The organism is Bradyrhizobium tropiciagri (assembly GCF_018130545.1).
In the GTDB taxonomy this organism is placed as follows: Bacteria; Pseudomonadota; Alphaproteobacteria; order Rhizobiales; family Xanthobacteraceae; genus Bradyrhizobium; species Bradyrhizobium tropiciagri_A.
In genome coordinates this window covers 157,075-168,427 of sequence record NZ_JAFCKF010000012.1, presented here as the reverse complement: position 1 = coordinate 168,427, position 11,353 = coordinate 157,075, and the positions used below count along the sequence as shown (strand labels likewise).

Here is an 11,353-nt window from a genome sequence, read left to right as displayed (position 1 = left end):
CTCGATTGGGAAAGCCTGGAGCGCGCACTGTGCGGTGCACAGCGGCCGAACCGCGCACGACACCAGCGTGACGCCAAACGTTCGGCATGTCGGCATTTGGAACAATCCACCGTCCGGTGGATGCTCCGCCGCCTCCCGCAATGCGGGGCAATTGCGTATTGCCTGGCTCCGCCGGGGCGCACTGCCAAAACATCGAAAACAACCCCATGCAAAGTAGCCGGCGGCGTCCCGGCATCCGACATGTCGACTTGACATGTCGGGCAAATCGGCCGTATTATTCTATTAATCCGAAGTTGCGCGGTGCGCCTCAGAACCCGAGCGCCAGACCGTCCTTGCGGTGGTCCGAAGCGCCGAACAGGACGCCGCGCGCATGGTCGATGCGGATCGCCTGGCAGCCGCCGATCGGCTCCTCCGAAAACCGCGCATCGTGGCCGCGGGCACGCAGCTCGTCGCGGATAGCGGGAGAGATCGTCGTCTCCAGCGACAGCGCGCCGTCGAAGGCAAAGGAGCGCGGCGCCTCGGCCGCGGCCTGGATGTCCATCTTCATGTCGAGGATGTTCGAGATCAGATTGGCGTGGCCCGCGGCCTGGTAATGCCCGCCCATCACCCCGAACGACATCACGGTCCTGCCGTCCTTGCGCAGCAGGCCCGGGATGATGGTGTGCATCGGCCGCTTGCGCGGCCCGAGCGAATTCGAATGTCCGGGCCTGGCGCGAAAACTCCAGCCGCGGTTGTGTAGCAGGATGCCCGACTTCGGCGCATAGATGCCGCTGCCGAACGGATAGAACAGCGAATTGATCAGCGAGACCGCGTTGAGGTCGCGATCGACCACCGTGACATAGACCGTGTCGCGGTGCTCGATATGGTCCCAGACCACGGGCGCCGAGGCGCGGTTCATGTCGATCTTGCTGCGGATCATCCCGATATAGTCTTCGGCAAGGAAAGCGGCCGGATCGACCTTGCCGGTCGCGGGATCGCAGAAGAAGGCGTCGCGTGCGCGGTAGGCGGCCTTGGTCGCCTCGGCGAGCAGATGGATGCGATCGGCCTGCGCGAGCGCGCCGACGTCGAATCCTGCGAGCGTGCGCAGGATCATCAGCGCGGCCAGGCCCTGCCCGTTCGGCGGACATTCAACCACATCGTGGTCGTGATAGCGCGCCGAGATCGGGCGCACGTAGTCGGAGGTCTGCGTCGCGAAATCCTCGGCGCTGTGAGCCCCGCCGAGCCCACGCAGGATGTCCACCATCTCGTCGGCGGCCTCGCCCGCGTAGAACGCCTCGCGCCCGTGCTGCGCGATCCGGCGCAGGGTGCGGCCGAGCGCAGGCTGGGTGCGGATGTCGCCGACCTCCGGCGCCTTGCCGCCGGGAAGGAACTGCGCCGCGGCATTGGCGTCGATCTCGATCCGGGCCCGGAAGCGGCGCCAATCCTCGGCGACCCGCGGCGTCACGCAGAAGCCCTGCTCGGCAGCCGCGATCGCCGGCCGGAAGATCTCTTCGAGCGACTTGCTGCCGTGGTCGGCGACCAGCCGGCACCACGCGTCGATCGCGCCGGGCACGGTCACCGCCTCGGGCGCGGTCGGCGGAATGTCGCGCGCGCCGCTTGCGGCAAATTTCTCGACATCGGTACCGGCCGGCGTACGGCCGGAGCCGTTCAGCGCGATCGGCTCACCTGCGTCAGGTGAAATCAGTGCGAAGCAGTCGCCGCCGATGCCGGTCATCTGCGGCTCAACCACGCCCTGCACCGCGACCGCGGCCACCGCGGCATCGACGGCATTGCCACCAGCCTTCAGCATCTCGACCGCGGCGAGCGTCGCCTGCGGGTGCGAGGTTGCAGCCATGCCGCGCTCGGCAACCGCCACCGATCGGCCGATGGCCATGAAATCACGCATGTCTGGTCCTTCAATGTCTGCGAGCGGCAGCCGCTCGCCAACATTGTCGGATACGACACCGGTCCTTGAGGGACTCTCGTTTGCCGGCGCGGTGAGCAGCAATCCACCTAATGGTGGATCGGCCAAACGACATCGAGACTGTGTCGCAAGGCGCTTCCCAGACCCGACAAACAACTCGAACGGCAACCCAGTAAAACCCGTCAAACCTCCGCGCGAAGAATGTTGCGGCTTATCAGCTTGGTTGCGCGCTCACCCGTATTTCCCCGGTGGGTAACTGGTTGCCAGGCTCAGAACGCGATGGCACGCTGCCATGATCAACTTGGCTCACGATGATTTCCAATGCCGATGTCCTCTTTCAAAGAGCTTCATGGCGCCAGGCGAAGTCGGTTCGGTCGCGGCGCTGGTTGGTCACGCCTTGCCGCGTCTGTGGTCACACTGTCATGCGGTGTCGCCGTTCATGACGTGCGTGCAGGGCCGCCCACGGAGGGACCGAGCCCACTGGTGATTGCATCCGAACCGTCGGCTCAGGCCGATGCCAACGGGAGCGTCCCGCCAGTTACGGGCCGCGCGTCGCCCGAGGCTTTGCCAACGACGCCAGGCGAGCAGCAACCCGAACAGCCATCCGCTACGGCCGTTGTCGAATCGCCCAAGACCGCTCTGGCCAATATTGATTCAGTCCTGGTGCTGGACGAATGCTTTGTTGCCGAGGCGTGCATCGACCGCTTCCTTGGCGCGCTTTACACGCGAGCGCCGAAGACCGACTGGATCGTCGCCTACGAGAAGAAGGAGGTGACGATCAAGCGGAAGAAAAAGCAGATCACCGTCACGCGCAGCATTCCGAAACGGGTCGAAAACGACTTCGGATGGAAGGACCCCAACGCGGCAGAGAAAGCCGGTATGCCGCTGATGGATTACGTGATCGGAGGAATGGATCGGGCCTTCAAGCAAAAGCTGTTCTATATGCTCTATGCCGCAGAACAGGCCGGACTGGCACCCGGGATCACAAGCGGATTCCGGGACGACTACCGCCAGTCGATTGCAAGCGGGCTGAAGGCCGCGAATGACAAGTCGTATCACGGCGGCAGCTCACGTGGAGGCTATGGTCACGGGCTCGCCGCAGACGTCATCAGCATGAATGGCGGGAGCAAGGACGAGCGCGCGACCGAGACCAGGAAGCTATGGAAATGGATCGACGAGCACGAAAAGCAGTTCGGAGTCGGGCGGCCATATTTGAACGGCGACCCGGCGCACCTCGGACCGATCGATGGTCAGGAATACACATCGCGTCGTCTGGCATCGAGGCACGCAAAGCAGATTAGCAAGCGGCATACCCGAATTGCGAGACATGGCGTGACGACGCGGGCTAAGTCAAAGGCAGCAACGAAGCCCGCGACAACCAAGGTCAGTTCACGCCTCTGATCGGCACACGCCTCGCTGCGCTTCGACGTTGCGCTCCGGCGCGCCCCAGCTCAGGGGGTGAGCTGGGGCTAACGGCGGCTTCGGAGGCTGTAGCGGCCAGCCTCCACCGATGACGTTACGCCTCTTTCGTAAGTTTCATCCACCAGGAACCGCAATTGGTGCGCCGCGCTACTACTTTTGCGCCGCCTCGATCTGATACTCAGAGCTAGTTCAGAATGGCAATTGTCGCGTGCAATTGTCGATCTACTATGTCCCCAGTCGTGCGGATTGGCCGACGTCAACCCCACACCCCGACCATGCACATCGCGCGATCAGGGATCGCCGCTTCGGCCCACGAAGCGACGGTCCCGCCCAATTGCGTGCGGCAGATTAGCCCGACTGGTAACTCAGCAACATCAAACCGAGACGGCGGAGGCGAAGAGCAAGGCTCGGACAAATCATCTCGCGAGAATGCGAGAATATGGCTCGCAAGCGGTTCAACAAACTCGCCGTCGTCCCGGCGAAGGCCGGGACCCATTACCACGAATGCTCATTGTTGCGCGGTGCCGCGGCCACAGCCCTTTTGAACAACTCAACCCTGTGGTTATGGGTCCCGGCCTGCGCCGGGACGACGCGTTGCAAGAGCTGCGGCCTCGGCATCCACGGCCCAGCGCCGCTCAATGCGGCCGCGACATCATCGCCACCACGGCCGAGCGGGTCTCGACGCCGAGCTTCTCGAAGATGTGGATCAGGTGGGTCTTCACCGTCGCCAGGCCGATGTTCAGGCACTCGCCGATCTCGCGGTTGGTGCGGCCGCAGCACAACAGCTCAACGACTTCCATCTCGCGCGAGGTCAGGCCGTAGCGCGCCGGCTCGTCGGCATTCGAGGACAGCCGGCTGGTCAGGTTGAATTCGAGATAGTCGTGGATCTTCTCCGCGATGTTCATGCTGCCGTCGGGAATGGTGCAGCCCGGCGCCCAGAGCACGCTCATGCCGGCGACGATCCGGTCGTTGCGGCGGAAGAAGAACTCGATCATGTCGGCGACGCCGCATTGCCCGGCGAAGGCGCGGTAGGTCGCCGCCTCCTGGGTCGCGCATTGATTGAGCGCCACACTCAGCCGGGCAATCGGCCGGTTGCTGGCGGAGCGCGGATGCAACGGATCGAGTCGATTCATGCCGGCCAGATACTGGTCGTGGAAACTCGGCGGCACGTTGCTGGAGAGCACGAAGCGGTTGAGGGTCAGATTGCCGTCGACCTCGTAGAACGCCGTCGCCGACCCCTCGAGAATCCCGCGTGCGAATTGAATGGCTTGCGTGGTTGCCGGATCCGGTCGGCCCAGAAGCGCGATCATGACCTACCTCCCGATGTTTCCCGATGGCGAACGTCTGCGCGTCGCATGCCTGTCACGCTGGGGCAGCCGCAGGGCATAGTCAAGCAAATTGCGGGCCAAGCGCACATCCTGAAACGGTTACGCCAGGGTAACCCGACGGCCCCCTCCACCATCCGGTTGATTGCGAGCGGCGTGGCGCATGCGGAACTTTCGCATGTCTCCCAATGGCATCGCTGGATCAAGAATGAACACGCGTCGCATCATGGCTGCCTTCCCGTCGGCGGCCGACGAACAAGTCACGCTCGCCAACTGGCGTCAGCATCCGTTCAACGAGTGGGCATTCCGCAATGTCCGCGAACTGCTGCCGACCGCGAACATCGCGCGCGGCACAACACCGGCGCCGCTTTCCTTTGCGCCGCGCTATCTCGACGACGTCAGCTTCGCCAACCCGCGCGGCGAGACGATCGGCGTCGGCGAGGCGCTGCGCACCAGCCACACCGACGGAATCGTGGTGTCGCATCGCGGACAGGTCGCGTACGAATGGTATGCCCACGGCCTGACGCCGGACACGCCGCATTTGATCTTCTCGGTCAGCAAGTCGGTCGCCGGCACGCTTGGCGGCATCCTGGCCGATCACGGCAAGCTCGATCCCGACGCGCCGGTGACGCGCTACATCCCGGAGATGGAAGGATCGGTCTATGGCGGCAACTGCACGGTGCGGCATCTGCTCGACATGAGCGTCGGTATCCGGTTCGACGAGGACTACATGGCGCGCGACGGCGACGTCATGAACTACCGGCGCTCGACCGGCTGGGAGCTGCCGGATCCCACCATTCCGCCGAGCAATCTGCGCGACTATCTGCGCACGCTGCGGCCAAACGGCGCGCCGCATGGCCAGACTTTCCACTACGTCTCGACCAACACCGACGTGCTCGGCTGGGTCTACGAGCGCGCCTGCGGCATGTCCTATGCAAAGATCCTTTCACACTATCTGTGGCAGCCGATGGGTGCCGAGCACGACGCCTACATCACCGTCGATTCGCGCGGCGCAGCGCGCGTCGCCGGCGGCATCTGCGCAACGCTGCGCGACCTCGCCCGGTTCGGCGAGATGATGCGCAATCACGGCATCAGCAACGGCCGACAGGTGGTGCCCAGCTGGTGGGTCGACGACATCAGGCAGAACGGCAATGCCGAGGCCTGGTCACGCGGCGACCTGACCAAGGTGTTCCCGAACGGCAATTACCGCAACAAATGGTACACGCTCGACCGGCGCGAAACGCCGTTTGCCGCGGTCGGCATCCACGGCCAGTGGGTCTACATCGATCCGGCCAACGAGACCGTGATCGCGCGCGTCTCCTCGCAGCCGCTGCCGATGGACCTCGATCTCGATCACATGTGGATGCGCGGCTACCGCGCGATTGCGGCCAGGCTCAACGCCAAGGCCTGAACGGTTGCGACAGGGGGACATCGTGGGACCATCGATCAACCGCCGCCGTCTGTTGCAGATCGGTGCAGGAGCGAGCCTCGGCGTCGCGATGCCGCGGATCGCACGCGCCAGCACGACAACGATCACGGCTGTCATGCACGCGCCGCTTCGCGCCACCGATCCCATCATGACGACGGCATGGACCGCGCGCAACCACGGCTACATGATCTACGACACGCTGTTCTCGACCAATTCGAAATTCGAGATCAAGCCGCAGATGGTCGAGGCCTGGGAGGTCTCTGCCGACAACCTGACCTACACGTTCCGCCTGCGGCCCGGCCTCAAATTCCACGACGGCAGCGCGGTGACGTCGGCCGACGTGATCCCCTCGCTGCAGCGCTGGGCCAGGCGCGACACGATGGGCCAGAAGCTGTTCGAGTTCGTCGCCGAGCTGAAGGCTGTCGACGAGCGGACCTTCCGCATGCTGCTGAAGGAACCGTGCGGCTTCGTGCTGGCAGCGCTCGGCAAGCCAACCGCCAATGTGCCGTTCATCGTGCCGGCGCGGATCGCCGCGACCCCGGCCGATCAGGCCATCACGGATCATCTCGGCTCCGGGCCGTTCCGCTTCGTGACCGCGGAGTTCCAGCCCGGCGTCAAGGCCGCCTATGAGAAGAACCCGGACTACGTGTCGCGCGACGAACCATCGGACGGGACCGGCGGCGGCAAGGTCGTGAAGATCGGCCGCTACGAATGGGTCAGCGTGCCGGATTTCCAGATCGCGACCAACGCGCTGATCAACGACGAGATCGACTATTTCGAGGTGCCGCCGCACGATCACCATGCGATCCTCGCGCGCGCGCCGAATGTCGAGCTGGTCGATTACAACACGCTCGGCTTCTCCGGCATGTGCCGGATGAACTGGCTGGTGCCGCCGTTCGATCGGCCGGAGATCCGCCAGGCGGTGCTGCACGCAGTGAACCAGAAGGACTGGCTCGACACCCAGATCGGCAATCCCGACTATTACAAGGTCACGCCGGCGATCTTCATTGCCGGCACGCCGTTTGAAAGCCCCATCGGTTGGTCGACCAGGTCGGACACCGCGAAGGCCAAGGAGCTGCTCAAGCAGGGCGGCTACAAGGGCGAGCCGATCACGATCCTGCACGCGACCGACGCGCCGATCATCACGGCGCTCGGCACGGTCACCGCCGAAGCGCTGCGCGGGATCGGCATGAACGTCAATTTGCTGGCGATGGATTGGGGTTCGGTGGTGGCGCGGCGTGCCAAGCAGTCGGCACCGGCCGAGGGCGGCTGGTCGCTGTACCATTCGACCTGGGCCAGCGCCGACCTCGTCAATCCGATCGGCAATGCCTGCGTCAACGGCAAGGGCAAGAACGGTGGCTTCTTCGGCTGGGTCGAGGACGCCGAGCTCGAGCGGCTGCGCGACGGCTTTGCCCGCGCCGCGGCGCCACAAGAGCAGAAGGCCCTCGCCGACAAGATCCAGGCGCGGGCCTATGAGGTGGTAACCCACGTCCCGACCGGGCAGTACAACCAGCCGGCCGCGACGCGCAAGGCACTGAAGGACATCGTCCGCGCGCCGGTGCCGCTGTTCTGGAACGTCGACAAGACCGGCTGACGATGCGGATCATGCTCTAGTCGATCGGCGGCCGCCGCGTATGCCAGTCGGTCACCGACTGAAATGCGGCGCCGGCGCGGACCAGCACATCTTCGGAGAGATGCGGCCCGACCAGCTGCATGCTGAGCGGCATCTGGTCGGAGGCCATGCCCATCGGTAGCGTGATGGTCGGGCTGCCCGAGAAGTCGAACACCGCCGTGAAGCGCAGGATGTTCAGCAGCACGGTCGGGTCGGCGCCGTATTCGCTCATCTTGCTGAGCGTCGGGATCGGCACCGGCATGGTCGGGATCAGCAGCAGATCGATATCCTCGAACATCGCAGCGAGGCTGCCTGCGAACTTCAGCCGCTCGTGATGGATCGCGGCAATATCGACACCGCTGGTCGCCCTGCCCTGCTCGATCAGTTGGGCGAGGTCCGGTCCGTACTCCGACTTGCGCGACGGGTAGGTGTCCAGATGCGCTTCTGCCGTCTCCACCGAGCACATCGCAATCCACTGGCTGACCAGCTTCTGATAGGGCGGAAAATGCACCTCGCGGATCTCGGCGCCGAGATCGGCGAGCGCGCGCTCGGCTTGCACCAGCGCGGCGACGACCTGCCGATCGATACCCTCCTGGGTGTGCCGGCGATCAACCCCGATCCGGAGGCCCCTGATGCCGTCGCCGATGCCGGCCAGATAGTTCGGCACCGGCGCCCGCAGCGCGGTCGGATCGTTGGCGTCGGCACCCGCGATGACGCCGAGCATCGCTCCGGCATCCGCAGCGCTGCGGCACATCGGCCCGACGTGGTCTAGCGAGTCCGCCAGCGGGAAGACGCCGTGCCGGCTGACGCGGCCCCAGGTCGGCTTGATGCCGGTCAAGCCGCAGGTCGCCGACGGAAACCGGATCGAGCCGCCGGTGTCGCTGCCGATCGAGCCGTAGCAGAGCCCGGCCGATGTCGCTACACCCGACCCGCTCGACGACGAGCCGACCCAATAGTTCACATTCCAGGGATTGAGCGGTGCCTGCACCGACGGATGGTGGCTGGTATAGGCCCCCTCCGTCATCTTGAGCTTGCCGAGCGTCACCGCGCCGGCGACCTCGAGCCGGTCCACGATCGTGGCGTTGAAGGACGGCACGAATTTCGCGTGGATCGTGGTGCCGCCCGCCGTCGGCGCGAACGTCGTGTAGCAGAGGTCCTTCAGCCCGATCGGAATGCCGTGCAACGGGCCACGCCAGATGCCTTTGGCGATCTCCGCGTCGCGCTGCTTCGCCTGCGCCATCGCCCGCTCGGCAAGGACGTGCGCATAGCCATGAAACTGTCCGTCCAGCCGCGCGACCCGGCTCAGCATCGCCTCCGTAATCTCCGCGGACTTCGCCTCGCCGCGGCGAATGAGCCCGGAGATCTCGGTGATCGACTTGTAGTGCAATGGATCTGCTGACATGTCGCTGTCGCCCCCGGTCAGAACTGCACGCCGCGCGTCAGCGCACCGTCCACCACGAGGTTGGTCCCGGTGATGAAACTCGCCGCCTTGCTGGCCAGGAACACGGCGGCGTTGGCCATCTCCTGCGGCGTGCCCATGCGGCCGGTCGGGTTGAGCGCCAGCGCGGTCTTGTACAGCTCGGGATTGCCGTCCTTGATCATGTTCCAGACACCGCCCTCGAAATAAGTGTTGCCCGGTGACACCGAATTGGCCCGGATGCCCTTGGCCGCGAGCTGATAGGCGAGGCCCTGGGTGTAGTGGATGATCGCGGCTTTGAAGGTGCCATAGGGGCCGCTGGCGAAATCGACCTCGCGTCCCGAGACGCTGGAGATGGAGACGATCGCAGCAGCGCTACTCTTTTCCAGGAAAGGCATTGCCGCGTTGACGAGGCGCACCGTGCCCATCATGTCGGTGGAGAACTCCTTCTCCCAGCTCTCCTCGTCCTGCCCGATCGAGAGCGCGCTGACATTGGCGACCACGACATCGATGCCGCCGAGTTTTGCAGCCATATCGGCGACCCAGGCCTTCAGCGCCGGCCCGTTCGAGACGTCGACTGCGGCGCCAAACGCCGCAACACCCTTGGCCTTGATTGCGGTGACCGCAGCGTCAACGTCGGCCTGGTTGCGCGCGCAGATGCCGACATTGGCGCCCTCGGCCGCGAATGTATCGGCGATTGCCCTGCCGATGCCCTTGGTGCTGCCGGTAACGAGAACCTTTGCTCCCTTGAGTCCCAGATCCATGTCCATTCCCTCCGTTATTATCGATTGTCGAACATAATTCCTGACCGCGCGGGCGGCCGCTCAAAGCAACAGCTGCGCGCGCACATTGTCGGCATTGACCTCCTCGCCGGCCAGCGACCGCGTGATCTTGCCCTTTTCCATGATGTAGCAGCGCTGGGCGATCTCCAGGATGGTGTCGAGGTTCTGCTCGACGAACACGATCGTGGTGCCAAGCTCGGTGCGGAACGATTTCAACGCCTCGCAAATGTGCTGCACGATCGACGGCTGGATACCCTCGGACGGCTCGTCGAGGATCATCAGCGCCGGATTGCCGATCAGCGCGCGGCCGATCGCAAGCTGCTGCTGTTCACCGCCCGACATGGTGCCCGCGATCTGGCGCCGACGTTCCTTCAGGCGCGGAAAATACTCGTAGACCAGCTCCGGCAGCTTCTTGCCATCGGGGCCGCCGATCAGCTCCCCGACCTGCAAATTCTCCTCGACACTCATCTGCGGAAACACGTCGCGGCCCTGCGGGATGTAGCCGAAGCCGGCGCGCGCCCGCGCATCGGCCTCGAGCCGGGTGACATCCTGATCCATGAAGCTGATGGTGCCGCGCCAGCTCTGCAACAGCCCGATCAGACATCGCATCAGGGTCGACTTGCCGACGCCGTTGCGGCCGATCACGCCGACGATCTCGCCGCGCGAAACCTGCATGCTGACGCCTTGCAGGATCGGCGTCGCGCCGTAACCCGCCCAAAGTCCCGACACGTCCAGAATGCGATCAGTGGGCATGGGTCTTACCGAGGTAAATTTCTGCAACCTTCTCGTCTTCCAGGATCGCCTCGAGGCTGCCGCGGGCGAAGATCTTGCCAAGATGCAGAACGGTGACGCGCTGTGCGACCTGACGCACGAACGCCATGTCGTGCTCCACCACCAGCACAGTCATCCCCTGGGCATTGAACGACTTGATCAGCTCGCCGGTTTTGTAGGTCTCTTCCGGCGACATGCCCGCGGTCGGCTCGTCGAGCAGCAGGAGTTGCGGCTGCAGGGCCAGCGCCATCCCGATCTCCAGCCATTGCTGCTGGCCGTGCGACAGCGCGCCGGCGAGCTTGCCAGAGTCCTCCGCCAGATTGAGCAGCGCCAACAGCCGTTCTTCCTCGGCAGCGCATTCCGCGCCCGAAAGTCGTTCCTGCAGCGCGACCTGAATGTTCTGCCGCACCGGCAGCTCCTTGAACACGCTCGGGGCCTGCATCTTGATGCTCATGCCGCGCTGCACCCGCGCGTAGGGCCGCTCGGCGGTGATATCGGTGGAGTCGAAGAAGATGCTGCCCGTGGTCGGCGGATAGAGGCCGACGATCAGCTTGAACAGCGTGCTCTTGCCGGCGCCATTGGGTCCGATCAGGCAATGGACCTCGCCGGCATTGACCGTCAGGTCGACCTCGGAGACCGCGGTCAATCCGCCGAACCGCTTCGATACGCCTTTCACCTCGACGAGTGCCATG

At 64.7% G+C, this 11,353-nt stretch carries 9 protein-coding genes; 3 read left to right on the top strand and 6 right to left on the bottom strand.

Annotated features, from left to right (window positions below; genetic code table 11):
- Window positions 1-307: 307 nt before the first annotated feature.
- Window positions 308-1,885 carry a gamma-glutamyltransferase family protein gene (locus JQ616_RS36925; RefSeq protein ID WP_212023090.1) on the bottom strand — a complete coding sequence of 526 codons (1,578 nt, stop codon included), beginning with the start codon at window positions 1,883-1,885 and terminating at the stop codon, window positions 308-310.
- A 501-nt stretch (window positions 1,886-2,386) separates the two neighbouring features.
- Here JQ616_RS36925 and JQ616_RS39555 point away from each other — a divergent pair.
- Window positions 2,387-3,304 carry a D-alanyl-D-alanine carboxypeptidase family protein gene (locus JQ616_RS39555; protein ID WP_349630099.1) on the top strand — a complete coding sequence of 306 codons (918 nt, stop codon included), beginning with the start codon at window positions 2,387-2,389 and terminating at the stop codon, window positions 3,302-3,304.
- 656 nt (window positions 3,305-3,960) lie between these two features.
- Here the strand turns inward: JQ616_RS39555 and JQ616_RS36915 are convergent.
- On the bottom strand, window positions 3,961-4,635 hold the full coding sequence (locus JQ616_RS36915; RefSeq protein WP_212023088.1) for a helix-turn-helix transcriptional regulator: 675 nt from the start codon (window positions 4,633-4,635) through the stop codon (window positions 3,961-3,963).
- 223 nt (window positions 4,636-4,858) lie between these two features.
- On the opposite strand from JQ616_RS36915, the gene JQ616_RS36910 reads away from it, so the two are divergent.
- Both JQ616_RS36910 and JQ616_RS36905 read left to right on the top strand, forming a co-directional pair.
- The gene (locus tag JQ616_RS36910) at window positions 4,859-6,061 is read left to right on the top strand and encodes a serine hydrolase domain-containing protein (RefSeq protein WP_212023087.1); all 1,203 of its coding nucleotides are present in this window, start codon (window positions 4,859-4,861) and stop codon (window positions 6,059-6,061) included.
- Between the two features lie 22 nt (window positions 6,062-6,083).
- Window positions 6,084-7,673 carry an ABC transporter substrate-binding protein gene (locus tag JQ616_RS36905; RefSeq protein ID WP_212023086.1) on the top strand — a complete coding sequence of 530 codons (1,590 nt, stop codon included), beginning with the start codon at window positions 6,084-6,086 and terminating at the stop codon, window positions 7,671-7,673.
- A 16-nt stretch (window positions 7,674-7,689) separates the two neighbouring features.
- Here JQ616_RS36905 and JQ616_RS36900 read toward each other — a convergent pair whose 3' ends face one another.
- The 4 genes from JQ616_RS36900 to JQ616_RS36885 are packed head-to-tail and all read right to left on the bottom strand — an operon-like array spanning window position 7,690 to window position 11,352.
- Entirely contained in the window at window positions 7,690-9,093 is a 1,404-nt protein-coding gene (locus tag JQ616_RS36900) for an amidase (protein WP_212023085.1), read from the bottom strand.
- Between the two features lie 17 nt (window positions 9,094-9,110).
- Window positions 9,111-9,872 carry an SDR family NAD(P)-dependent oxidoreductase gene (locus JQ616_RS36895; protein WP_212023084.1) on the bottom strand — a complete coding sequence of 254 codons (762 nt, stop codon included), beginning with the start codon at window positions 9,870-9,872 and terminating at the stop codon, window positions 9,111-9,113.
- 60 nt (window positions 9,873-9,932) lie between these two features.
- Window positions 9,933-10,643: an ABC transporter ATP-binding protein gene (locus tag JQ616_RS36890; RefSeq protein WP_212023083.1), complete on the bottom strand. Its 711-nt coding sequence runs from the start codon at window positions 10,641-10,643 to the stop codon at window positions 9,933-9,935.
- Window positions 10,633-11,352 carry an ABC transporter ATP-binding protein gene (locus tag JQ616_RS36885; protein ID WP_212023082.1) on the bottom strand — a complete coding sequence of 240 codons (720 nt, stop codon included), beginning with the start codon at window positions 11,350-11,352 and terminating at the stop codon, window positions 10,633-10,635. Before JQ616_RS36885 ends, JQ616_RS36890 begins: the two co-directional genes overlap by 11 nt.
- Between the last annotated feature and the right edge of the window lies 1 nt (window position 11,353).

Bases quoted from the DNA above. Each gene is read 5' to 3' on its own strand.
- JQ616_RS36900 (WP_212023085.1), bottom strand. From the start codon at position 9,093: ATGTCAGCAGATCCATTGCACTACAAGTCGATCACCGAGATCTCCGGG.
- JQ616_RS36925 (WP_212023090.1), bottom strand. From the start codon at position 1,885: ATGCGTGATTTCATGGCCATCGGCCGATCGGTGGCGGTTGCCGAGCGC.
- JQ616_RS36890 (WP_212023083.1), bottom strand. From the start codon at position 10,643: ATGCCCACTGATCGCATTCTGGACGTGTCGGGACTTTGGGCGGGTTAC.
- JQ616_RS36915 (WP_212023088.1), bottom strand. From the start codon at position 4,635: ATGATCGCGCTTCTGGGCCGACCGGATCCGGCAACCACGCAAGCCATT.
- JQ616_RS36910 (WP_212023087.1), top strand. From the start codon at position 4,859: ATGAACACGCGTCGCATCATGGCTGCCTTCCCGTCGGCGGCCGACGAA.
- JQ616_RS36885 (WP_212023082.1), bottom strand. From the start codon at position 11,352: ATGGCACTCGTCGAGGTGAAAGGCGTATCGAAGCGGTTCGGCGGATTG.
- JQ616_RS36895 (WP_212023084.1), bottom strand. From the start codon at position 9,872: ATGGATCTGGGACTCAAGGGAGCAAAGGTTCTCGTTACCGGCAGCACC.